General features: G+C 65.7%; 27 protein-coding genes and 1 pseudogene. 9 read left to right on the forward strand and 19 right to left on the reverse strand.

The window, feature by feature from the left end; all coding sequences use genetic code 11:
- Positions 1-14: 14 nt before the first annotated feature.
- The 10 genes from flgK to flgB form a co-directional block, all read right to left on the reverse strand.
- Entirely contained in the window at positions 15-1,934 is a 1,920-nt protein-coding gene (gene flgK / locus V6M63_RS09815) for a flagellar hook-associated protein FlgK (RefSeq protein WP_332741398.1), read from the reverse strand.
- A 13-nt stretch (positions 1,935-1,947) separates the two neighbouring features.
- Positions 1,948-2,820 (reverse strand): flagellar assembly peptidoglycan hydrolase FlgJ, encoded by an 873-nt coding sequence (gene flgJ, locus V6M63_RS09820; RefSeq protein WP_332741399.1) that lies wholly within the window; start codon positions 2,818-2,820, stop codon positions 1,948-1,950.
- A 1-nt stretch (position 2,821) separates the two neighbouring features.
- The gene (locus V6M63_RS09825) at positions 2,822-3,979 is read right to left on the reverse strand and encodes a flagellar basal body P-ring protein FlgI (RefSeq protein ID WP_442909569.1); all 1,158 of its coding nucleotides are present in this window, start codon (positions 3,977-3,979) and stop codon (positions 2,822-2,824) included.
- A gap of 12 nt (positions 3,980-3,991) precedes the next feature.
- Positions 3,992-4,681, reverse strand: a complete 690-nt coding sequence (locus V6M63_RS09830; RefSeq protein WP_332741400.1) for a flagellar basal body L-ring protein FlgH — start codon at positions 4,679-4,681, stop codon at positions 3,992-3,994.
- A gap of 20 nt (positions 4,682-4,701) precedes the next feature.
- Entirely contained in the window at positions 4,702-5,484 is a 783-nt protein-coding gene (flgG, locus tag V6M63_RS09835) for a flagellar basal-body rod protein FlgG (protein WP_332741401.1), read from the reverse strand.
- A gap of 25 nt (positions 5,485-5,509) precedes the next feature.
- Positions 5,510-6,247 carry a flagellar basal-body rod protein FlgF gene (flgF, locus tag V6M63_RS09840; RefSeq protein WP_332741402.1) on the reverse strand — a complete coding sequence of 246 codons (738 nt, stop codon included), beginning with the start codon at positions 6,245-6,247 and terminating at the stop codon, positions 5,510-5,512.
- Between the two features lie 32 nt (positions 6,248-6,279).
- On the reverse strand, positions 6,280-7,503 hold the full coding sequence (gene flgE, locus V6M63_RS09845) for a flagellar hook protein FlgE (protein ID WP_332741403.1): 1,224 nt from the start codon (positions 7,501-7,503) through the stop codon (positions 6,280-6,282).
- A gap of 56 nt (positions 7,504-7,559) precedes the next feature.
- A complete protein-coding gene (locus V6M63_RS09850; RefSeq protein ID WP_332741404.1) occupies positions 7,560-8,222 on the reverse strand; it encodes a flagellar hook assembly protein FlgD in 663 nt (220 codons plus the stop codon).
- A 26-nt stretch (positions 8,223-8,248) separates the two neighbouring features.
- Positions 8,249-8,653: a flagellar basal body rod protein FlgC gene (gene flgC, locus V6M63_RS09855; protein ID WP_332741405.1), complete on the reverse strand. Its 405-nt coding sequence runs from the start codon at positions 8,651-8,653 to the stop codon at positions 8,249-8,251.
- A gap of 133 nt (positions 8,654-8,786) precedes the next feature.
- A complete protein-coding gene (gene flgB, locus V6M63_RS09860) occupies positions 8,787-9,188 on the reverse strand; it encodes a flagellar basal body rod protein FlgB (protein ID WP_332741406.1) in 402 nt (133 codons plus the stop codon).
- 176 nt (positions 9,189-9,364) lie between these two features.
- Here flgB and flgA point away from each other — a divergent pair, with 176 nt between their 5' ends.
- From flgA to V6M63_RS09885, 5 genes are all read left to right on the forward strand, one after another.
- A complete protein-coding gene (gene flgA, locus V6M63_RS09865; protein ID WP_332741407.1) occupies positions 9,365-10,105 on the forward strand; it encodes a flagellar basal body P-ring formation chaperone FlgA in 741 nt (246 codons plus the stop codon).
- 136 nt (positions 10,106-10,241) lie between these two features.
- The gene (flgM, locus tag V6M63_RS09870; protein ID WP_332741408.1) at positions 10,242-10,559 is read left to right on the forward strand and encodes a flagellar biosynthesis anti-sigma factor FlgM; all 318 of its coding nucleotides are present in this window, start codon (positions 10,242-10,244) and stop codon (positions 10,557-10,559) included.
- A 29-nt stretch (positions 10,560-10,588) separates the two neighbouring features.
- Complete coding sequence (locus V6M63_RS09875; RefSeq protein ID WP_332741409.1) at positions 10,589-10,957, forward strand: hypothetical protein; 369 nt, start codon at positions 10,589-10,591, stop codon at positions 10,955-10,957.
- A gap of 167 nt (positions 10,958-11,124) precedes the next feature.
- Positions 11,125-11,601 carry a bacterioferritin gene (gene bfr, locus V6M63_RS09880; RefSeq protein WP_332741410.1) on the forward strand — a complete coding sequence of 159 codons (477 nt, stop codon included), beginning with the start codon at positions 11,125-11,127 and terminating at the stop codon, positions 11,599-11,601.
- Between the two features lie 95 nt (positions 11,602-11,696).
- Complete coding sequence (locus V6M63_RS09885) at positions 11,697-11,915, forward strand: (2Fe-2S)-binding protein (RefSeq protein ID WP_332741411.1); 219 nt, start codon at positions 11,697-11,699, stop codon at positions 11,913-11,915.
- 75 nt (positions 11,916-11,990) lie between these two features.
- Here the strand turns inward: V6M63_RS09885 and V6M63_RS09890 are convergent, their stop codons facing one another.
- The 7 genes from V6M63_RS09890 to V6M63_RS09920 all read right to left on the reverse strand — a co-directional run bounded on the left by V6M63_RS09890 (position 11,991) and on the right by V6M63_RS09920 (position 18,679).
- Positions 11,991-12,917 carry a branched-chain amino acid ABC transporter permease gene (locus V6M63_RS09890; RefSeq protein WP_332741412.1) on the reverse strand — a complete coding sequence of 309 codons (927 nt, stop codon included), beginning with the start codon at positions 12,915-12,917 and terminating at the stop codon, positions 11,991-11,993.
- On the reverse strand, positions 12,917-13,804 hold the full coding sequence (locus V6M63_RS09895) for a branched-chain amino acid ABC transporter permease (RefSeq protein ID WP_332741413.1): 888 nt from the start codon (positions 13,802-13,804) through the stop codon (positions 12,917-12,919). The genes V6M63_RS09890 and V6M63_RS09895 overlap by 1 nt, the downstream gene beginning before the upstream one ends.
- Before the next feature lie 71 nt (positions 13,805-13,875).
- Positions 13,876-15,111 (reverse strand): ABC transporter substrate-binding protein, encoded by a 1,236-nt coding sequence (locus tag V6M63_RS09900; RefSeq protein ID WP_332741414.1) that lies wholly within the window; start codon positions 15,109-15,111, stop codon positions 13,876-13,878.
- A 27-nt stretch (positions 15,112-15,138) separates the two neighbouring features.
- A complete protein-coding gene (locus V6M63_RS09905; protein WP_332741415.1) occupies positions 15,139-15,843 on the reverse strand; it encodes an ABC transporter ATP-binding protein in 705 nt (234 codons plus the stop codon).
- On the reverse strand, positions 15,840-16,598 hold the full coding sequence (locus V6M63_RS09910) for an ABC transporter ATP-binding protein (RefSeq protein ID WP_332741416.1): 759 nt from the start codon (positions 16,596-16,598) through the stop codon (positions 15,840-15,842). Before V6M63_RS09910 ends, V6M63_RS09905 begins: the two co-directional genes overlap by 4 nt.
- A gap of 204 nt (positions 16,599-16,802) precedes the next feature.
- The gene (locus V6M63_RS09915) at positions 16,803-17,777 is read right to left on the reverse strand and encodes a tripartite tricarboxylate transporter substrate binding protein (protein ID WP_332741417.1); all 975 of its coding nucleotides are present in this window, start codon (positions 17,775-17,777) and stop codon (positions 16,803-16,805) included.
- 29 nt (positions 17,778-17,806) lie between these two features.
- A complete protein-coding gene (locus V6M63_RS09920; protein ID WP_332741418.1) occupies positions 17,807-18,679 on the reverse strand; it encodes a fumarylacetoacetate hydrolase family protein in 873 nt (290 codons plus the stop codon).
- Between the two features lie 159 nt (positions 18,680-18,838).
- Here V6M63_RS09920 and V6M63_RS09925 point away from each other — a divergent pair, with 159 nt between their 5' ends.
- The 4 genes from V6M63_RS09925 (at position 18,839) to V6M63_RS09940 (ending at position 21,327) form a co-directional block, all read left to right on the forward strand.
- A complete protein-coding gene (locus V6M63_RS09925) occupies positions 18,839-19,510 on the forward strand; it encodes a FadR/GntR family transcriptional regulator (RefSeq protein ID WP_332741419.1) in 672 nt (223 codons plus the stop codon).
- Between the two features lie 37 nt (positions 19,511-19,547).
- Positions 19,548-20,300 carry a YoaK family protein gene (locus tag V6M63_RS09930; RefSeq protein ID WP_332741420.1) on the forward strand — a complete coding sequence of 251 codons (753 nt, stop codon included), beginning with the start codon at positions 19,548-19,550 and terminating at the stop codon, positions 20,298-20,300.
- A 57-nt stretch (positions 20,301-20,357) separates the two neighbouring features.
- Positions 20,358-20,777, forward strand: coding sequence for a VOC family protein (locus V6M63_RS09935; protein WP_332741421.1), 420 nt, complete (start codon positions 20,358-20,360; stop codon positions 20,775-20,777).
- A 91-nt stretch (positions 20,778-20,868) separates the two neighbouring features.
- The gene (locus V6M63_RS09940; RefSeq protein WP_332741422.1) at positions 20,869-21,327 is read left to right on the forward strand and encodes a CHRD domain-containing protein; all 459 of its coding nucleotides are present in this window, start codon (positions 20,869-20,871) and stop codon (positions 21,325-21,327) included.
- An 81-nt stretch (positions 21,328-21,408) separates the two neighbouring features.
- Here V6M63_RS09940 and V6M63_RS09945 read toward each other — a convergent pair whose 3' ends face one another.
- Positions 21,409-22,026, reverse strand: coding sequence for a DUF6891 domain-containing protein (locus tag V6M63_RS09945; RefSeq protein ID WP_332741423.1), 618 nt, complete (start codon positions 22,024-22,026; stop codon positions 21,409-21,411).
- 247 nt (positions 22,027-22,273) lie between these two features.
- Positions 22,274-22,466: pseudogene (locus tag V6M63_RS09950) on the reverse strand (methyl-accepting chemotaxis protein); the annotation flags it as partial.

Here is a 22,466-nt window from a genome sequence, read left to right on the forward strand (position 1 = left end):
TCAAACGTTCAGGCTCACCGGCCCACGGTGGCCAACAGGCTGTCAAACGTGCTCTGCGCGATCTGCAGAAACTTCGCCGAGGCCTGATAGGCCTGCTGGTACTGCAGCAGGCGCGCGGCTTCTTCGTCCAGGTTCACACCCGAGACGTTGGCGCGCGCGGTCTCGGCGGTGGTGGCGATCTGGGCCGAGAACTCGGTGGCGAATTTCGCGCCCTGCACGCGGGTGCCGACGTCGGAGAACAGGCTCACATAACCGTCGGCCAGGGCCACGCCTTCAAAGGTCGGGCGGTCGCGCAGGGCGAGCACGGCGCTGGCGTTGCCGGCGTTCTGCGCGGTGGAGCCGGCTGGCGCCGGGTCGATGTTGAACTGGTCACCGGGGGACGGGCTGCCGCGCAAGGTCAGGCTCCAGCCGTTGAGCACGATGGGCTCACCGGGCTTGAAGTTGTAGGTGGCGGGCGGGCCCACGTTGTCGGGCGGTGGGTTGCCGGGGCCCAGACCGGTGGCGACAAAGGTGCCGTCGGCCTGGAAGGTCAGGCTCACCGGGTCGGTGAGGTTGGCCGAGTTGGAGACGGCGTAGAGGGTTTCGACGCTGAGGCCACCCGCGTTGGTCGCGCCGGGCGTCACCATCACCGGGCTGGCGGCGGCCAGCCGGTCGGGCGAGCCGATGGCCACTTGCAGGTTGCGCGCGGCGGCCTCGAACGGGCGCACCAGGATGCGGTCGCCAGCGGCGGCCGTGCCGGAGTCGATGTTGAAGGTGAGGCCGTCCTTGACAAACGGGGCGGAGGCGATGGGCACGGTGGTGCTGTCGCCATCGGACAGACGCACGACGGTCACGTCGGTGCCCGTGAAGCGCAACTCGTAGTCGGACGCCATCAAGGCGGCCGGGTCGCTCACGTTGGAACTCACCACGGCGTCACCCGTGTTGGCCGGGTTGGCTTTGCCGATGGCGGCAGCAGGGGGGATGAAGAAGTTCTGGCCCGGATTGCCCTGCATGTCGATGCCCAGCGTGTGCTGGTTGTTCACCGTGGTGGCCGAGGCCAGCGCCATGCGGCCCAGCTGGTTCTGCACCGCTGCCAGGTCCTTGTTCAGGAAGTTCATCAACCCTGAGAGTTCACCGCCGCCCAGCGTGGCGTCGGACAGCGGTGTCGACACGCCGCCCTGCACGAAGGCCAGGGCAATGCGCGAGTTGTCGATGGGGTCGGGTGTGACGGCCAGCTGGTTGGCGCTCTGGCCCAGCACCAGCGGCTGGCTGCCCGCCACGAACACGCTCACCGAGCCGTCCTTGTTGGCGACCGAGCTGGTCTGGATGTGCTTGCTGAGTTCGCCGAGCAACTGGTCGCGCTGGTCGTACAGGTCGTTGGGGGTGTGCGAATCACCCGCCGTCTCGATGATCTTCTGGTTCACCTTGGCCAGGTCCTGCGCCAGGCCGTTGACCACGTCGACCGAGCCCTTCACCTGCTGCTGCGTGCTCTTGGACAGCGCATCCAGCTGGCTGGCGGTGTTGCGCAGGCGGCTGGCGAACTCCTCGCCCTTGGCGATCACCACCACACGGGCGGTGAGGTTGCTGGGCGACGAAGACACGTCGGCCCAGGCGTTGAGGGTGTCGTTCAGCGCCGCGCCCAGGCCACCGGTGCCCAGTGGAAAGGCGCTTTCGAGTGCTTGCAGGCGCGAGTAGCGCAGGGCGTCGGCCGCGGCCACGGAGCCGGCCATCTGGGCTTCGCGCGTGAGGTAGGCACTGTGCGAGCGCTCCACCGTGGCGATCTCCATGCCCTTGCCGAAGAAGCCGTTGCCCATCTGCTGGTAGCCCGACGTCTGCTGGATCACGTTCTGGCGCGAATAGCCGGGCGTGTTGACGTTGGCAATGTTGTTGCCGATGACCTGCAGGGCAGCGAGGTTGGCGTTGAGGGCGCGGGCGCCGATGTTCAGCGATGACATGGTGGTGTGGTCCTCAGCCCTGAGCGCGCTGCAGGCTCAGTGTGGTGTTGATGGCGCGGCTGAGCTTGGCGGCGTATTGCGGATCGGTGGCGTAGCCGGCCTTCTGCAGGCCCGAGGCAAAGCCCTGCACCGAGCCGATCTGGTCCATCACGTTGTCGTAGCGCGGGCTGTTGCCGATGAGCTTGGCGTAGTCGCGAAACGAGTCGGCGTAGGAGTCGTAGGCACGGAACTTCGCCGTGACCTTGCGCGGCTCGCCGTTGATGTATTCGGTGGTGGTGATCTCGGCGACCTTGCCCTTCCAGGCGCCGGTGGCCTTGATGCCGAAGAGGTTGTGCGACGGCGTGCCGTCGGCGTGGCGAATCTCGCTCTTGCCCCAGCCGGTCTCGTGGCCGGCCTGGCCGATCATGTAGCTTGCCGGTATGCCGGACTCGCGCGCCACGGCGGCTGCGGCTTCGCTGTGCTGGTCCACAAAACCGGCCTGGCGCGGGCCCGCGCTGGCGCGGCCCACGGTGCTCGCGTCGCTGCCTGCCGGCAGCGCATCGGAGACACCGGCCTTCTCGGCCGCGTTGTTCTGCATCTGTTTGCCGAGCTGGCGCTCGATGGCCTCGGACAAGCCGCCGGGCAGGCCCGAGAGCTGCACCGCGAACTGCTGGTCCAGCAGGTCGGTGCCCAGGTCGGCGCCCTCGCCTTCCATGAGGCCCGACTTCTGCGTGGCCTCGCGCATGCTCTTGATGAGCTCGCGCATGAAGAGCGATTCAAACTGCTTGGCCGCTTCCTTGAGTGCGGCCTTGTCGTTGCCGCCCTTGCCCGCGCCGTACCGCAGCGCATTGAGCGCTGTGGGGTCGGCTGCAAGGCCGCCGTTGGACAGGGCGCTGGTCGGGTTCACGTCAGATCACCTCAAGCTCGGCGTTCATGGCGCCCGAAGCCTTGATGGCTTGAAGAATGGCCAGCAGGTCCTGCGGCGTGGCACCCAGCGAATTGAGGGCGCGCACCACGTCGGCGAGTTGCGGCGCGGTGTCGAGCTTGATGAGCGAGCCCTTGTCCTGGCTGATCTGGATGTTGGCCTGTTCGGCCACCACGGTCTGGCCGCCGGTGGACAAGGCGTTGGGCTGGCTGATGACGGGCGTGGAGCTGATGCTCACCGAGAGGTTGCCGTGCGAGACGGCGCAAGCCCCCAGGCTCACGGCCTGGTTCATCACGATGGAGCCGGTGCGCGAGTTGATGATCACGCGGGCCATGGGGATCGCGGCGTCCAGGCGGATCTCTTCCACCTTGGCCAGGAAGCCCACGCGCTCGCCCGGGTTGGCCGGGGCGCGCAAGCGCACCACGCGGCCGTCGATCGCGCTGGCCACACCCGCACCCATGACGCGGTTGATGGCGTCGGTGACGCGGCTGGCGGTCTGGAAATCGCTCGAATTCAAGCCGAGGTCGATGGTTTCGCCCAGGGCAAAAGGCGTGGCCACCGCGCGCTCCACCTGCCCGCCACCGGGCACGCGGCCCGCGCTCAGGTGGTTGATCTGCACCTTGCTGCCACCGGCCGACGCGCCGGCGCCACCCACCAGCAGGTTGCCCTGGGCGAGTGCGTAGATTTCACCGTCGGCGCCCTTGAGCGGCGTGGTGATCAGCGTGCCGCCGCGCAGCGACTTGGAGTTGCCGATGGAAGACACGGTCACGTCGATGGTCTGGCCGGGCTGGGCAAAGGCGGGCAACTGCGCGGTGACCAGCACGGCCGCCACGTTTTTCAGCTGCATGTTGGCACCGGGCGGCAGCGAGAGACCGAGCTGCTGCAGGTAGTTGTTCATGCTCTGCGCGGTGTAGGGCATCTGCGTGGTCTGGTCGCCCGTGCCGTCCAGGCCCACCACCAGGCCGTAGCCGGTGAGCTGGTTGCTGCGCACGCCCTGCACCGCCGCGATCTCCTTGATGCGGATGGACTGGGCGGCGGCGGGCCAGGCCATGGTCAGCGAAACCAGGGCCAGGGCCAGCAGACGCAGGGGAGAAAGGGATGACTTCACCGCAAATTCCTCAGTGGGCAGAACGAGACCCATTGTGGTCAGGGTTCAGAAGGGGATAACGCTCAAAAAGAACCGTGCCAACCAGCCAATTGCCATCGCTTCACCCTGCGCGCCGCGTCCACGCGACTCCACGCGCACGTTGGCCATCTGGGTCGACGCCACGGTGTTGCCCGAGCGGATATGGCGCGGATCGACCGTGCCCGAGAAGCGCAACACGTCCACGTTCTGGTTCACGCCGATCTGCTTCTCGCCCACCACCACCAGGTGGCCGTTGGGCAGCACTTCCTGCACGGTGGTGGTGATGGAGCCCGAGAAATTGTTGTTGTTCTGGTTCTTGCCGTCGCCAGAGAAGCTGTTGTCCGACTGCGCGCCCAGGTTGAGTTTGTCCAGCAGCGGCGCCTTGAGGAACGGGAAGCCCGAAACGCCGCCCGAGATCTCGCCACTGCGGTCGATCGAGGCCGACGAGGTCTGGCTGGCGTTGAGCCGTTCGGTGATCTGCACCGTGAGCGTGTCGCCGGGCATGCGCGCGCGTGGGTCTTCAAAGGCGGGCCGGTAGTTGGCGGCCCGGAACAGGCTGCCACTGGGCGCGGTGCTCATGGTGTTCACCGGGTTGGCGGTGGGCGCCATCTGGGCGTAGGTCACGGGCTTCACCGGCTCCAGATCGACCTTGGTGCTCATGGTTTCACAACCGGTGGCGAGCACGGCCAGGGTCAATGCGATGGCGAGGCGGAACATGGTGGTTTCTCCGTTCAAGATCAGAGCTGGCTGAGGCGCTGCAGCATCTGGTCGGACGTTTGAATGGCCTTGGAATTCATCTCGTAGGCGCGCTGGGTCTGGATCATGGTGACCAGCTCCTGCACCACGTTGACGTTGGAGGTTTCCACGAAGCCCTGCATCACGGTGCCGGTGCCGGCCGTGCCGGGCGCGGCGTTGATCGGGGCGCCCGAGGCCAGGCTCTCGGTGTAGAGGTTCTGACCCATGGGCTCCAGGCCGGCCGGGTTGATGAAGGTGGCCAGCTCGATGTTGCCCACCTGCTGCGGCGCGGGGTTGCCGGGCAGCTTCACGGTGACCACGCCGTCGTTGGAAATGGTGATGCTCTGCGCTTCGGCCGGCACGGTGATGCCGGCGGTGAGCGGGTAACCGCTGGAGGTGACGATGCGGCCCTGCGCGTCGGGCTTGAAGCTGCCGTCGCGCGTGTAGCCGGTGGTGCCGTCGGGCAACTCCACCTGGAAGAAGCCGTTGCCGTTGACCGCGAGGTCCAGCGGGTTGTCCGACTGCTGCATGCTGCCTTGCGAGAAGTTGCGCGAGGTGGCGACGGTGCGCACGCCCAGGCCCACCTGCAGGCCGGTGGGCAGTTCGGCCTGCTCGGCCGTGTTGGCACCCACCTGGCGCAGGTTCTGGTACATCAGGTCTTCGAACACCGCGTTGGCGCGCTTGAAGCCGTTGGTGGACACGTTGGCCAGGTTGTTCGAAATCACGTCCAGCTGCATCTGCTGTGCCTGCATGCCGGTCTTGGAAATCATCAGCGAATTGATCATGGTGTGCTCCGCAAAGGAAAGTGGGTCAGCCGTTCATGCTGAGAAGTTGGCTGGCGGTCTTGTCGTTGGTTTCGCCGTTCTGCAGCATGCGCATCTGCACCTCGAACTGGCGGGCCACGGCGATCATTCCGACCATGGCCTCCATCGGGTTCACGTTGGAGCCTTCGAGCGCGCCGTCCTGCAGGCGGGCCACGTCGCTGGCGGGCAGCGGGTCGCCCTGCACGCCCCGAAACAGGCCGTCTTCGCCGCGCTTCAAGCGGTTGTCCTCGTCGGGCACGACCATCTTGAGCTTGCCGACCTGTTGTGAAGGCTGGTTGCCCACGCGGGTGCTCACGGTGCCGTCGGAGGCGATGTCCACACGGGCACCTTCGGGGATCACGATCGGGCCACCGTCACCCAGCATGGGCAGGCCCTGCGCGTTGACCAGCGAACCGTCCTGATTGACCTCGAGCGCGCCGGCCCGGGTGTAGGCCTCGGTGCCGTCCAGCCCCTGCACCGCGAAGTAGGCGTTGTCGCGCGCGGCCACGTCCAGGTTGCGCCCGGTGGACATGATCGCGCCGGGCGTGTTGGAGTGGCCGGCGGTGGCCTCGAGTGCGAACACGCGCGTGCTCGCACCGTCGCCGCGCACGGGCACGGCGCGAAAGGTGGAGAGCTCGGCGCGAAAGCCCGGCGTGGACACGTTGGCCAGGTTGTTGGCCAGCACCTGCTGCCGATGCTGCGCGGCGTTGGCGCCGGTCATCGCGGTGTAGATCATGCGGTCCATGGGCGGGCTCCTTGGTTTGGTTCAGCGCTTGATCAGCGCATGTTCAGCAAGGTGCTGAGGACCTGGTCCTGCGTCTTGATGGTTTGTGCGTTGGCCTGGTAGGCGCGCTGCGCGGTCATCATGTTGACCAGCTCGGCGGTGAGGTCGACGTTGGAGTCTTCCAGCGCGCCGGAGCGGATGCCACCGAAGTTGCCCGAACCGGGTTCACCGCGCACCGGCTCGCCCGAAGCGAAGGTGGCGCCCCAGTTGCCGCCGCTCGACGGCGACAGACCTTGCGAGTTGCGGAAGTTCACCAGCGCAACCTGGCCGGCGGCGCGCGTCTCGCCGTTGGAATAACGGCCGGTGACCACACCGGCTTCGTCGATGCTCAGGCCCACGAACTCGCCCGGAAAGTAACCGTCCTGGTCGAGGTCGAAGACGGCGAAGTCGGTGCCGAACTGGCTGGCCGCCGTCATGTCCAGCGTGACCGGGAAGGTGACGGTGGGGTCGTTGGGCGAGGCCAGCGTGAGCGTGGGCGCGGGTGTGATGGAGGCGGGGTCGAGCGAGCCGTCGGCGTTGAAGTTCAGCACCAGGGGCGGCGCGAACGCGGCGGGTGCACTGCCGTTGACGCTGCTGTACACCTCCCAGGTGTTGTTGCCGGTCTTGGTGAAGGCCAGGGCCACCGGCACTTCCATGCCTTGCGGGTCGTAGGCCACCACCGAGGTGCCGTAGGTCGTCAGCGGCGTGGGCGGCGTGACGCTGGCGGCCACCGGCGCGCGCGCATCCAGGTTGAACTGGGCGACGATGCCGCTGGTCTGGCGCGCGGGGATCGGGGCGCTGGTGGGCAGTGACAGCGGCTGGCTGTCGAAGCTCAGGCGGTTGCCCGCGACATCGGTGGGGTAGCCCATGAGCTGGCCGCCTTGCTGGTTGACGATGTTGCCTTCGCGGTCGAGCTTGAACATGCCCGCGCGGGTGTAGGCCATGGTGCCGTTGGGCTGGCTGACTTCAAAGAAGCCGTTGCCGTTGATGGCCAGGTCCAGGTCGTTGCCGGTGACCGTGATGTTGCCCTGCGTGAAGAGTTGCGACACCGTGGCCACGGTCACGCCGATGCCCTTGTTGGCACCGCCCGCCGCGTTGACCGAGCTCGCGTACAGCTCGGCGAATTCGGCGCGCGAGCTCTTCATGCCCACCGTGTTGGCGTTGGCGATGTTGTGGCCGATCACGTCGAGGTTGCGGCTGGCGCTGTTCAGGCCGGAGAGTCCTTGCTGGAATGCCATGGTGATGTCCTTGGGGTGGGGAAAATGGGGGTGTGGAGAGGCGGTGCGTCAGCGCTTCACATGAACGCGAGCACGTCGTTGTAGGCGCGGGTGCTGCCGTCCTGCAGCAGCATGTAGATGGAGCCGCCAGAGAAGCTCACCGAATCGACCGAGAGGCGCTGCAGCGACACGCTGTCCACGCGCTCGCTGCCGCTGAACGCGCGCACCTGGAAGCCCTTGACCGTGTCGGGATCGACGCCCTCGGCGTCCCAGTTGAAGCCGTGCAGACCACCGTTGAGGGCGCCCATCTCGATGGTCTTGATGACCTCGCCGTTGGTGCCCATGATGTCGACCTTCACGTCGGTGGCCTTGCCTTCGAGCGAGAAGGCCGCCTTGCCCTGACCGTCCTTGAAGACCAGCGATTCACCGGGCAGCAGGGCCTCGCGGCCGATGAGCGAGGTGCCCTGCAAGGCCTGCATGGAGCCGAACTGCGTGGCCATGCCCTTGAGCGTGGCGTTGAGTTCCTGGATGCCGCTGACCGTGTTGATCTGCGCCATCTGGGTCGTCATCTGCGCGTTGTCCATCGGGTTCAGCGGATCCTGGTTGTTGAGTTGCGCGACCAGGAGCTTGAGGAACCGGTCCTGCGAGGCCGCCGGGTCCATGTTGTTCTTGGCCGCGGTGCCGGTGGTGCTGCCCACGGTGTTGCCGAGGCTGGTGGTGTCGATGGGCTGGATGAACATGGGTCAGTTCCTGTGAATCAAGGGGCTCACTGGCCCATCTGCAGGGTCTTGAGCAACAGCGACTTCGCCGTGTTCATGACCTCGACGTTGTTCTGGTACGAGCGCGAGGCCGAAATCATGTTGACCATCTCTTCCACCGGGTTCACGTTGGAGTGGTTCACATAGCCTTCGGCGTCGGCGCTGGGATGCGTGGGGTTGTGCACGCGACGGCCCGGGTCCTGGCTCTCGGTGATGTCTTTCACCCTCACGCCGGCGTTGCCCGCGCCGCCCATGGGCATGGTCTGGAACTGGATGTGCCGCGCCTTGTAGGCCTTGCCATCGGGCCCGGCCACCGCATCGGCGTTGGCCAGGTTGCTGGCCACCACGTTGAGGCGCTGGGACTGCGCGCTGACCGCACTGCCCGACACACCGAAGATGGAGAACATCGACATGAGAATTCCTTTCAACCACGCATCGCGTGAAAAGGTGCAAACCAAGAACACCGCGGAACTGGCTTTGCCAGGCCGCAGGTGTTGCCCCCCTGGAGGGGGGTGGCGCTGAAAGCGACGCGGGGGGTGTTCATATCTATTGGCCTTGGATGGCGCTGAGCATGGTCTTGACGTGGGAGTTGATGAAACGCAGCGTGGACTCGTAGCGCACGCTGTTGTCCACGAAGCTGGCGCGCTCACGGTCCAGGTCGACCGAGTTGCCGTCCTGGCTGGCCTGGGTCTGCACGGTGTAGGCCAGCCTGGGGTCTTGAGCGCTGCTGGTGCCCAACTGCATGTGACCCGCGCTGGTGACGCTCACGCCAGCGCCACCCTGCATGCCCGAGACGTTCTTGAGCGCGGCGGCAAAGTCGAAGTCGCGCGCCACGTAGCCGGGGGTGTCGGCGTTGGCGATGTTGCTCGCTATGACCTGCTGGCGCTGTGAGCGCAGCAGCAGGGCGTTGGCATGGAAGTCCAGCCGGGCGGTCATCTGTTCAAGCATGTTCACCTCATGGCACGGGTTGCGGGGCGGGTGACTGGCCTTCCTCAGAGGGCACGGACACCAGGGCGTTGAACGGATTATGGAAATCTTGAGGGTCTTCAATGGCCGGAACAAAGACCCCTAAGACCGCCTTTTCCCGGCTTTCCCGCAACCGGCGGCGCCCTACAGTGCAGGCCATGCCCAAGCTGCTGCCCTCTTCCTTCTTCTCCTCCATCACAGCCCGTCTCATGGCCCTGGCCGCACTGACGCTGTGCGGCTGGAACGCCCAGGCCAACGAGCCGGCTGTGCTGGAGAAGATGGCCCACGACTTCCTCACACCCGCCCTGGCCACCGCCTTGCCCAAGGACGCCGCCATGCCGCTGCGCGCCGAGGTGGTGATGGGCTCGCTCGACGCGCGCCTGAAGCTGGCGCCCTGCAACCGGGTCGAGCCCCATCTGCCCAAGGGCTCACGGCTGTGGGGACGCAGCCGCGTCGGCCTGCGCTGCGTGGACGGCCCCACGCGCTGGAACGTGTTCGTGCCCGTCACCGTGAAAGCCTGGGGGCCGGCCTGGGTGCTCAAGCATGCGGTGGCCGCGGGCGACACCCTCACTCAAGAAGACGCTGAAGTCGCCGAAATCGATTGGGCAGAGCAGCGCTCCGGCGTGCTGGCCGTGCCCGAGCGCTGGGTGGGTCAGCTGGCGGCCTTTCCATTGACCGCCGGCCTGGCGCTGCGCGAGAACATGGTGCGCGCCCCCCAGGCCTTTGCGCCGGGCACCCAGGTGCGGGTGAGCGGCGAAGGTGGTGGTTTCAGCGTTTCAGCCACCGGCCGGGCACTCACGGCGGGCATGGTGGGCGAATCCGCCCGCGTCAAACTGCCCGGCGGACGGGTGGTGACCGGGGTGGTGCGCGACGCCCAGACGGTCGAACTGGCCCTGTGATTGAGGCCTTTTTTGCTCAGGCCCGTGCAGATGGCCCCGAAATCGTGACGAACACCACAAGCGTTTGATTAAAGTTCTGGAAATCAGGGTCGATACAGTCAGGACAAGGCCCTGACTTCGGGGTTTGGAGCGTGACATGAAAGTCGATTCATCACCGGATTCGTACATTGGTTCTGTGGCCGGCGGCCCCCAGAAGGCCACCGCGCCCGCGGCGGCCGAAGCCAGCGCTGCGGCATCGGCCGCCAGCGCGGCCAAGCCCCAGACCGGCGTGACCGTGACCCTCTCGTCCTCCACCACCGAGGCCCGCGCGGTCTCGGGTGGCGACGTGTTCAACGCCGACAAGGTGGCTTCCATGAAGGCGGCCATCGCCAACGGCAGCTTCCAGGTCAACGCCGAAGCCATTGCCGACAAGATGCTGGCCAATGCAGCCGAAATGCTCGGCCCGCGCACCTGATTTCTCCCCAACCACCATCCGGGCCTGTCATGAGCACCTCCTCGACCAACTACCACCCCTGGATCGGCGCGTTGCAGGTGGAACTCGATGCCCTGGAGGCCGCCTTGCTGCGTGGCGATGCGCCTGCGGTGGCGCTGGCCAGTGCGGCCATGCAGAAGGTGCTGCAACAGGCGCCGCCCACCATCGCCCTGGGTGAGCCGGGCAGCGAACAGCAACAAGCCCTGCTGACGGCGGCCGAACGTTTTGCCCGCCTGCGCCAGGCCGTGCTGCGCGCCAACGCCCAGAGCCAGCGCGCCGTGACCAGCTTGCTGCCCCAGCACGGCCAGCAACCCACCTATGGCCGCCAGGTCGGCGCAGCCTCCGTGGGCGGCGCCGGACGGGGCTTCCTCTCGGCCTGAAGCCGACCGCTCGGACATGGGAAAAACCGGCTTCGGCCGGTTTTTTTGTGCCTGAAACGCCTGCCATCCCTGGATGGCCTGCACTGCGCCCGGGCTGCACTTCCCGCATCGCAGCACGCCGGTGACAATCAACGCCTTTCACAACACCAAACACAAGGAGTATTCCCATGAAAGGCGATCCCCAGGCCATCGCGCATCTGCAGGCGCAGCTCAAGAACGAGCTGACCGCGATCAACCAGTATTTCGTCCACTACCGCATGCTCAAACACTGGGGCCTGGACAAGCTGGCGGCCAAGGAATACGAAGAATCCATCGGTGAAATGAAGCATGCCGACAAGCTCATGGACCGCATCTTCACCCTCGACGGCCTGCCCAACCTGCAGGACCTGGGCAAGCTGGGCATTGGCGAGGACGTGCCCGAGATCCTCAAGAGCGATCTGGCACTGGAAACCGGCGCGCAGCACACCATCAAGGCCGGCATCGCGCACTGCGAAACGGTGCGCGACTACGTCTCGCGCGATCTGCTGCAGGGCATCCTGGACGACACCGAGGAGCACATCGACTTCCTGGAAACCCAGATCGAACTGCTTGACAAGGTGGGCCTGCAGAACTACCTGCAAAGCCAGATGGGCTCCGTCAGCTGACCTTTTTGCCGGCCGGGTTGGTCCGCTGAGCGGTCTTGCGGATCTGAATGCGATTCATTATCATTCGTTCAGATTCACGAGACCCATCCAGCACCATGATTGTCTGCATCTGCCGCCGCATCAGCGACAAGACCATTGCCCATTGCGCACGCTCGGGCATGGGGTTTGACGACATCCAGCTCGAGCTGGGCGTGGCCACGCAGTGTGGCCAGTGTGAAGGTTGCGCTCGCGCGCTGTGGTCGGAGTGTTCACCCCAGCAGACCGTGGCGCACATCTCGCGCGAAGCGGCATCGCACCAGACCGCGGCCGCCTGAGACAGACAGCGCCAGACAACAAAAAACCGGCCGAGGCCGGTTTTTTGTTGTCCGGGCACAGCCCGGGGCGAGGCCTCAGCCCTTTTTTGCCCCGAAACGGTGCTCGATCTCGCCCACGATGCCGCGGCGGAACATGAGCACGCAGACCACGAAGGTCGCACCCATGATGATCGAGACCATGGAGCCCAGGCCCGAGAGGTAGTTCTGCATGGTGACGATCACGGCCGCGCCCACGGTGGGGCCGAGGATGGTGCCCATGCCGCCGAGCAACGTCATCAGCACCACTTCACCCGACATCTGCCAGCCCACGTCGGTGAGGGTGGCGATGCCGAAGGCGATCGACTTGGTCGCGCCGGCCAGGCCCGCGATGGTGCCCGAGAGCACGAACGCCACCAGCTTGTAGCGGTCGACGTTGTAGCCCAGCGAAAGCGCGCGGGGTTCGTTCTCACGCACCGACTTGAGCACCTGCCCGAACGGCGAATGGATGATGCGGTAGATGAGCGCGAAGGCCGCCGCGAAGATGGCCGCCACCACGTAGTACATCACCGTGTCGTCGGTCAGGTCGATCAGGCCGAACAGCTGGCCGCGCGGAATGCTCTGGATGCCGTCTTCCGCGTAGGTGAACGGCGCCTGAACGCAGATGAAATAGACCATCTGGGCCAGCGCCAGCGTGACCATGGCGAAGTAGATGCCCTGGCGGCGCACCGCCAGCCAGCCCGTGACCAGCCCGATGAAGGCCGCGCTCAACGTGCCGGCCAATATCGCCAGCTCCGGCGTGAGGCCCCACACCTTGGCGGCGTGGCCGGCCACGTAGGCCGAGAAGCCGAAGAACATGGCGTGGCCGAACGAGAGCAGGCCGGTGAAGCCGATCAGCAGGTTGAACGCGGAGGCGAACAGCGCGAAACACAGCACCTTCATGAGGAAGATGGGGTAGCCCACGAAAGGGGCCGCCAGCAGTGCCAGGAACAGCACCACGAATACATTGCGGGTGGCTTTGGACATTATTTCTCCCGGCCGAACAGACCTGCCGGACGGATCATCAGGACGATGACCATGATGATGAAGACCACGGTGGACGAGAGTTCCGCATAGAACACCTTGGTGAGGCCCTCGATGAGGCCGAGCGCCAGACCCGTGAGGATGGAGCCCAGGATGGAGCCCATGCCACCGATGACGACCACGGCGAACACCACGATGATGATGTTGGAGCCCATGAGCGGGCTCACCTGGTAGATGGGCGCGGCCATCACCCCGGCCAGGCCGGCCAGGCCCACGCCGAAGGCGTAGGTGAGCGTCACCATCAGGGGCACGTTGATGCCGAAGGCGCGGACCATGCTGGGGTTTTCGGTGCCGGCGCGCAGGTAGGCGCCCAGCTTGGTCTTCTCGATCACGTACCAGGTGAACAGGCACAGGAAGATGGAGACGAACACCACCCAGGCGCGGTACTTGGGCAGCATCATGAAGCCCAGGTCGAAGACGCCGCGGAAGATGTCGGGCAGCTCGTAAGGCTGGCCCGACGAGCCGTAGAACTCGCGGAACACGCCCTCGAAGATCAGCGCCAGGCCGAAGGTGAGCAGCAGGCCGTAGAGGTGGTCGAGCTGCTGCAGGCGGCGCAGCATGGTCATCTCGATCAGGGCGCCGATGGCGCCCACGCCAATGGGCGCGAGCAGCAGGGCAAACCAGTAGTTCACGCCCGCGTAATTGAGCAACATCCACGCAAAAAAGGCGCCCACCATGTACAGGGCACCGTGCGCGAAGTTGACGATGTTGAGCATGCCGAAGATCACGGCCAGGCCCAGCGACAGGATCGCGTAGAAAGAGCCGTTGACCAGCCCCAGCATGAGTTGCCCCATGAAGGCCGCGATCGGCACACCAAATAGTTCAGTCATTGCAGTCCGGTGAAAGGGGACGGGCCGTGAATCACGGCCCGCCCGGTCGACTCAGTTCAACTCCGTTCGGATCACTTCTTCACGGCAGGGCACTGGCTCTGTGCCAGCGGCAGGAAGGCGTCATCGCCCTTGATGGTTCCCTTGAGGTTGTAGTAGTCCCACGCGCCCTTGGACTCCGAAGGCTTCTTGACCTGGAACAGGTACATGTCGTGCACCATGCGGCCGTCTTCGCGGATCTTGCCGCCCTTGGCGAACATGTCGTTGATCGGTGTGGCCTTCATCTTGGCCATCACCACATCGGTGTCATCGGTGCCGGCGGCCTTCACCGCATTGAGGTAATGCATGGTCGAGGAATAGACCGAGGCATGGTTGGAGTTCGGCTTGCGGTTGTTCATCACCTTGGCGTACTTGTCGGCCCAGGCGCGGGTCTCGGGGTTCAGGTCCCAGTACCACGCTTCCGTGAGGTACAGGCCCTGAGCCGTGGGCAGGCCGATGGCGTGCACGTCGGTGATCAACATCAGCAAGGCAGCCAGGCTCTGCTTCTTGGTGAGACCGAACTCGGCCGCGGCCTTGATGCTGCTGACGGTGTCGCCACCGGCATTGGCCAGGCCCACCACCTTGGCGCCGGAGGTTTGCGCCTGCAGCAGGAAGGACGAGAAGTCACCGGTGGACAGCGGGTGGCGCACGGCGCCCATCACCTTGCCGCCCGCGGCCTTCACCACGTCGCCGGTGTCTTTCTCCAGCGAGTGGCCGAAAGCGTAGTCGGCGGTCAGGAAGTACCAGCTGTCACCGCCGTCTTTCACGATGGCCTTGCCCACCACGTTGGACAAGGCAATGGTGTCCATCAGGTAATGGATGCCGGTGGCGGGTGCGCAATCGGCGTTGGTCAGACGGGCCGAGGCGGCGCCGGTGGTGATCGTGATCTTGTTCTTTTCCTTGCCCAGGGCCTGCACGGCCAGGGCCACGGCGGAGTTCAGGTTTTCCACCGAGATGTCCACGCCGTCGCGGTCGAACCAGCCCTGGGCCACGTTCTTGGCAATGTCGGGCTTGTTCTGGTGGTCGGCGCTGACCACCTCGATCGGCTTGCCGAACATGGTGCCGCCGAAGTCGGCCACGGCCATGCGGGCCGCTGCCACGGCACCGGGGCCGCCGTAGTCGGCGTACACGCCCGACATGTCGGTGAGCACGCCGATCTTCACGGCATCACCGGTCAACTTGCCTTGCTGGGCAACGGCGAACGAAGCACCGCCGGCCAGCACGGTGGCAATGGCGGTGGTGACGGCGGTCGAAATCAGTTTGCGTTTCATGGAAAGTCTCCTCTTGGTGGAAGGGCGTCAGACGCCCAGATACTCATTGAGCATGTCGGATTTGCTCTCGAGCTCGTTCTTGTTGACCGTGGCCACGATCTGGCCATGTTCGATCACGTAGTGGCGGTCGGCCAGCGGGGCGGCGAACCGGAAGTTCTGTTCGACCAGGATGATGGTCAGTCCCTTGGCCTTGAGCGCGCGGATCACGCGGCCCAGCGTCTGCACGATCACGGGTGCCAGGCCCTCGGTGATCTCGTCGAGCAACAGGATGCGGGCACCCGAGCGCAGGATGCGCGCCATCGCCAGCATCTGCTGTTCGCCGCCCGACAGGCGCGTGCCCTGGCTGTTGCGGCGCTCCTTGAGGTTGGGAAACATGGCGTAGATTTCTTCCACGCTCATGCCGCCCTCGCCCACCTTGGGCGGCAGCATCAGGTTTTCCTCGCAGCTCAGCGACGAGAAGATGCCGCGCTCTTCGGGGCAATAGCCCAGGCCCAGCCTGGCAATTTTGTTGGTCGGCATGTGGATGGTTTCCACGCCGTCGATCTGGATCGAACCGGTGCGCTTGCCCACCAGGCCCAGGATGGACTTGACGGTGGTGGTGCGACCCGCGCCGTTGCGGCCCAGCAGCGTGACCAGTTCACCTTCGCGGATCTCGAAGTTGATGCCGTGCAGCACATGCGATTCGCCGTACCAGGTGTTGAGGTCGGCGACCTTCAGCAATACCTTGCTCATGCTTCTTCCACCGTGCCCACGTAGGCCTCGAGCACGCGCGGATCTTTCGACACGGTTTCGTAGGGCCCTTCGGCCAGCACCGAGCCGCGCGCAAGCACCGTGATGGTGTCGGACAGGTTGGCGATCACGTTCATGTTGTGCTCCACCATGAGCACGGTGCGGTTGGCCGCCACCTTGCGGATGAGCTCGACCACCCGGCCCACGTCTTCATGGCCCATGCCCTGCGTGGGCTCGTCCAGCAGCATCAGCTCGGGGTCGAGCGCCAGGGTGGTGGCAATCTCCAGTGCGCGCTTGCGGCCGTAGGGCAACTCCACCGTCTGGGTCTGCGCGAAGCTGCCCAGGTCAACCTGCTCCAGCAGCGCCATGGCTTCGTCGTTGAGCGCGTACAGGCTGGACTCGGGTTTCCAGAAATGAAAGCTGGTGCCCAGCTTGCGCTGCAGGCCGATGCGCACGTTCTCCAGCACGGTGAGGTGGGGGAACACGGCCGAGATCTGGAACGATCGCACCATGCCGGTGCGTGCCACCTCGGCCGCCTTGTGGTGGGTGATGTCTTCACCCTTGTAGAAAATCTTGCCCGAGGTCACGGGCAGGAACTTGGTGAGCAGGTTGAACATGGTGGTCTTGCCGGCACCGTTGGGGCCGATCAGCGCGTGGATGGAGCCACGCCTGACCTTGAGGTTGACCTTGTCAACCGCGACAAATCCCTTGAAATCGCGGGTGAGATCCTGCGTCTCGAGAATGTATTCGTTGCTCATGAATGTCGATCCCCAACGAGAAACCCGCAGGCCTTTCGGCCCGCGGGACTGCTGGAAATCCGTGCTCCTGTGTCTTGTGTTGTCGGCCTGCTGCACGCCGCCAACCTGCCTTTTGCGATGGCGTGATTGTTAGCGAACTTACGAACTTCTCAACCTAGGGAATTCACCCTGTCCAGCCGCCTTTACAAGCACGAACACAAGGCGTCAGTTGACGCGTCCGATCTGCTGCACCACCTTGAGCATGGTGCTGGCGTCTTCCTTGACGAAGCGATCGAACTCCGGTGCGTCCTGGTGCTGGAAGGACGTGCCGGCCGTGGTCATGATCTGGATGGTGCGCTCGTCCCTGGTGGCCGCACGAGCGGCCTCACGCAGCTTGGCCACCACGTCGGGCGGCGTGCCGGCGGGCACGAAGATGCCCGACCACTGCGAATAGCTGATCGGCACGCCGAGTTCCTTGAAGCTCGGCACATCGGGCAGCAGGGCCAGGCGGCCCTCACCCCAGTGCGCCAGCGCACGCAGCTTGCCCGCCTTGATCTGGCCCGCCACGCTGGCCGGGCCGCTGGCCACTGCTTCGATCTGACCGCTGAGCAAACCCAGCAGCGCCGGGCCAGCGCCGGTGTAGGGCACGTGCAGCATGAAGCTGGACGTGGCCGCCTTGAGCTGCTCCATCGGCACGTGCATGGTGCCGTAGTTGCCCGATGAGCCGAACGTCACGCGACTCGGGTTGGCCTTGGCGTAGGCCATGAACTCGGCATAGGTCTTCCACGGGCTGTCGGCGCGCACCACCAGCACGGTCGGGTCGGCCGTGATGCGGGCGATCGGCACCAGCTGGTCCAGCTCGTACATCGGCGCGCGGTTCAAGATCTTGTCGGCCTCGGGCAGCACCACCACCGACGACAGCGCCATCAACATCGTGTAGCCGTCGGGCGCGGCTTTGGCCACCTGGGCCATGCCGATGCCACCCCCCGCGCCACCGCGGTTGACCACCACCACCGTCTGGTTGAGGTGCTTGCCCATGGCCTCGGCGACCGGCCGGCCCACGGTGTCGGCCACGCCACCGGGCGGGAACGGCACCACCATGGTGATCGGCTTGGTCGGGTAGGCGGTTTGCGCCACGGCCGCACAGGCGGCAGCGACCGTCACGGCGGCCAGGCACAGGCTGCGAAGTTGTCGGTTCATCAAGAGGTCTCCTGTTGGTTTGAAAGGTGTCAGACGAAGGCGTTCTGCAGCGTGCCGATGCCGTCGATGTCGATGCGGACCACGTCGCCCGCGCGCAGGAACACGGGCGGCTTCAGGCCCATGCCCACACCGGCGGGCGTGCCGGTGGCGATCACGTCGCCGGGATGGAGCGTGATGCCGCGCGAAATGGTTGCTATCAGCGTCGGGATGTCGAAGATCAGGTCTTCGGTGCGGCCGTCCTGGCGCAGCGTGCCGTTGACCCAGCAGCGCACGCGGGTGTGCTGGCCGTCCAGCTCGTCGGCCGTGACGATCCAGGGGCCCATGGGGCAGAAGGTGTCGAACGACTTGCCCATGTCCCACTGCTGGTGGCGCATCTGCACGTCGCGCGCGGTCACGTCGTTGACGATGGTGTAGCCGTACACATGGCTCATCGCGTCATCGCGCGCGATGTTCTTGCCACCCACGCCGATGATCACCGCCAGCTCGGCTTCGTAGTCGATCTGCTCCGACACGGCGGCGCCCGGCATCCGCACCTCGTCGCCGGTGGCGATCACGCACTCGGGCACCTTGGTGAACACGATCGGCCAGGTGGCCGGGTTGGCGTTGTTGTCCTTGAACACGGAGGTCTGCAGCTCCTTGGCGTGCTCGTGGTAGTTGCGGCCCACGCACCAGAGGTTGCGTCGGGGCAGCGGCAAAGGCGCCTCCAGGCGCACCGAAGCCAGCGCGATGGCCGGGCCCGTCAGCGCCGGCAAAGCCGCACCCTGCGCGGCGGCTTCGATCAGGGGCAAGGCGCCCCGCGCTGCCTGGGCGGCATCCAGCGCAAAGGCCGTGACGCTCTGACCGTCGGCGGAAACCTGACCAACACGGCGTTGACCTTCATGAACAAACGTGGCAATGCGCACAGACGCTCCTTGTGAATTAATACCAATAAGTACCAATAGATACCAGAAAGAACCGATGTTAGACCAGAAGCCGCGATGACTTCATCGGGTTTTCACGTACGAGAATCGATCCGGTGAGAGGCGCCGGCCATTGGTCTGCTTTGGTATATTTGCCGCACCATGACCATCTCGACCTCCCTGCGCGAAACCATCCTGACCCAGCTGCAGGCCGGGCACTGGAAGGCCGGCGACCGCCTGCCCACCGAGCGCGAACTCGCCGAGGGCTACAGCGTGAGCCGCACCACGGTGCGCAAGGCATTGGCCGATCTCAAGCAACAAGGCCTGATCGAGCAGACCGTGGGCAGCGGCACCTTTGTGGCGCAGCAGGCCTCCTCGGGCCTGGACCGCCTGATCCAGCAGGACTCCGCGCAACACACCAGCCCGGCCGAGCTGATGGAAGCGCGCCTGGCGCTGGAGCCGGCCATCATCGACCTGGTGGTGCGCAACGCCACCGCAGCCGATTTCGCGCGCATGTTGTCGTGCTGCACCAGCGCCGAACGCGCGGCCAGCCTGGAAGAGTTCGAGCACTGGGACGGTGCACTGCACGAAGCCATTGCCGACGCGGCGCACAACACCTTCGTCTCCAGCGTGTTCAAGCTCATGAAACAGGTGCGCGCCCAGGGCGACTGGGGACAGCTGAAGAAGAAGAGCGTCACGCCCGAGCGCCGCCTGGCCTACCAGCAGGAGCACCGCCAGTTGGTGGACGCCCTGCGCGACCGCGACGCCGCCCGCGCCAAGGCCGGCACGCTCGACCACCTGCTGCACGTGCGACACAACCTGCTGGGGCACTGAGCGCCCTTCGCCCGCTGTGATGTAACGTGGCCCCACCATGCCCGCCAACTACGCCCGCTACCTGATCGGCACCCAGCGCACCGCCGAGTCCAACCGGGAACTCGGCTTCGTGCTGGCCTTCGTGGCCGGCGCCATCAACGCTGGCGGGTTCCTGGCGGTGAAGCAGTACACCTCGCACGTCACCGGCATGGTGTCCTCGCTGGCCGACAACCTGGCGCTGGGTCAGCTGGGCCTGGTGGTGGACGCCGCCGTGGGCGTGCTGTCCTTCCTGATGGGCGCCATGTGCTGCGCCATCATGGTCAACTTCGCGCGGCGCAGGCAGCTCTCCAGCGAGTACGCCCTGCCGCTGCTGCTGGAGGCCTCGCTCATCCTGTGCTTCGGCCTGCTGGGTGCGCAGCTCTCCACGTTCGAAGGTCTGCTGATTCCGTTCACTGTGGTGCTGTTGTGTTTCATCATGGGGTTGCAGAACGCCATTGCCACCAAACTCTCCAACGCCGTGATCCGCACCACCCACATGACCGGCATCGTGACCGACCTGGGCATCGAGCTGGGCAAACTCATCTACTGGAACCACAACCCCGACCACCCCCTGAAGGTGCGCGCCGACCGCAAACGCATGGTGGTGCTGGCCGGTCTGCTGCTGGCCTTCACCACCGGCGGCATCGCTGGCGCGTATGGCTTCAAGCAGGTGGGCTATGGCTTCACGGTGCCGCTGGCGCTGATGCTGGCCGTGCTCGCGCTGGTGCCCACGGTGGACGATCTGCTGCGCTCCCGAAAAGCCGGCTCCTGAAAAGGTCTTGCAACTTCGGTCCCATCGACAACCACTCCGACCTCCCGAAAGCCCCCCATGAAATACCTGCACACCATGGTCCGCGTGACCGACCTCGATGCCTCGTTGAAGTTCTACCGGGATGCGCTCGGTCTGGAAGTGGTTCGCATCCGCGAAGTGCCGCAAGGCCGCTTCACGCTGGCCTTCCTCGCCGCACCCGGCGACCACAGCGCGCAGATCGAACTCACCCACAACTGGGACCCGGAAACCTACACCGGAGGTCGCAACTTCGGCCACCTGGCCTACCAGGTGGCCGACATCTACGCCACCTGCGAGCGCCTGCAGGCCCACGGCGTGGCCATCCTGCGCCCGCCCCGCGACGGCCACATGGCTTTTGTGCGCTCGCCCGACAACATCTCCATCGAGCTGCTGCAACAAGGCGACGCCCTGCCCCCCAGCCAGCCCTGGGTGGACATGGCCAACAGCGGCAGCTGGTGACGTCCGGGCAACCCCCGGGTCAACCCCCATGACCCGTCCGCGCGGCGAATCCATACTGGCTTGGTTCGGTTGTCGAATCCAAGGAGTTCCCATGTCATCACTGTTCCGCACCCAGACCCTGCTCGGCCTCGTGGCCGCCGCCGCGCTCACCACCCTGATGGGCTGTGCCACCGTCGACAAAATGACCGGCTCGGTGACCAGCGCCGTGCGCGGCGACGAAAAACTCACCGGCGCGCAAGAAGTGCCTCCCGTGACCACCACCGCCAGCGGCACCGCCAACATCAAGGTGAGCGCCGACGGCTCGGTGAGCGGCAGCGTGACCACGGCAGGCGTGGTGAGCACCATGGCCCACATCCACATCGGGCCCGCCGGCCAGAACGGCCCGGTCATCGTGCCGCTGACCAAGACCGGCGACAACACCTACGTGGTGCCGGCCGGCGCCAAGCTCACGCCCGCGCAACTGGCGGCCTACAACATGGGTTCGCTGTATGTGAACGTGCACTCGAACGCCCACAAGGGCGGCGAGATCCGCGCCCAGCTCAAACCCTGAGCCCGCGCTGACCACTCAAAACAGAAGCCCGCCCGGCGTCAAACGACGCCAGGCGGGCTTCTGTTTTTGTGGGTGCTGTGCTCAGCCCGGCGTGCGCCGCTGCCAGTGGAAATTGGGCATGACCATGCGGCGTTTCGTCGAACCATCCCAGTCGACCGTCAAACCCTCCTGTCGCAGGGCTTCGCAGATCGCCTGCGCCACCGCCACGTGTTCCGCCTTCTTCGCTTCGCTGCGGTCGGCGTGGCCGAAGGCCAGCAACAGACCTTGTTCGTCGAGCGCACGGTCGATGTCCTGGCTGTAATAGAAGCAATAGCCGTGATACTTGTCCTCCGGAATGCTCTCGTCCGCCAGCACCTCCCTCACGGCTTCAATGCCGTCGTCCTGGGTGTCGCCGGCGCAGTGCAGGGCGCAGATGCCTTGCTCGTTCAGACGGGCAAAGGCGCGGTCGAGCTTGTCGCAATCGGTGGTCTGCGGCCACCCCGCCTCGGCGATGCGCTTCTTCGCGAGCGTCTCGGTAGCGACCGCCTTGACCTTGTCGATGTCGAACCCGTGGCCAGCGGCGGCGTCGCTGTCGATCATGGCTTCGATCTCTTCAGGAGAATCGAAGCCATACCAGATGGCGCTCTCCACGTCGGCCAGCATGTCTTCGGTGGCGTCGTCGAGGTCGGTGTCGTTCGTGGGGCGCATGGAGTCGGTCATGGTGCGGTGGAGTCAGGGTGGAGGGCGAGGTCCTGGACGCTGGAGCGCCTTGGCGGCGCTGGTCAGCAACCGCAGCCGATGCTAGCCACGCCCCTCCCCTTGCACCAGCAGCCGTTGCCATGCGCCAACGGCTAGTGCCCATGCGGTATTGCGCCGGGTGCGGTTCCGTTCAAGCCGCCCTGGCAAGGTCACTCGGCAGACGCAAAAAAACCGGCCTCGGCCGGTTCTTGCCCAGGTGCCCGAGGGCTCAGGCGGTCTGGAACCGGTCGAGCAACTGCACCAGCCGGCGCGATTGCGACCTGAGCGATTCGGCGGCCGCGGCGCTTTCTTCCACCAGCGCGGCGTTCTGCTGCGTGACCTTGTCCATCTGGCTGATCGCCTCGCCGACCTGGCCCACGCCCGAACTCTGTTCGCTGGTGGCGCTGCTGATCTCGCCCACC

Origin of the sequence: Hydrogenophaga sp., assembly GCF_036675665.1 — a bacterium.
Taxonomy (GTDB): domain Bacteria; phylum Pseudomonadota; class Gammaproteobacteria; order Burkholderiales; family Burkholderiaceae_C; genus Hydrogenophaga.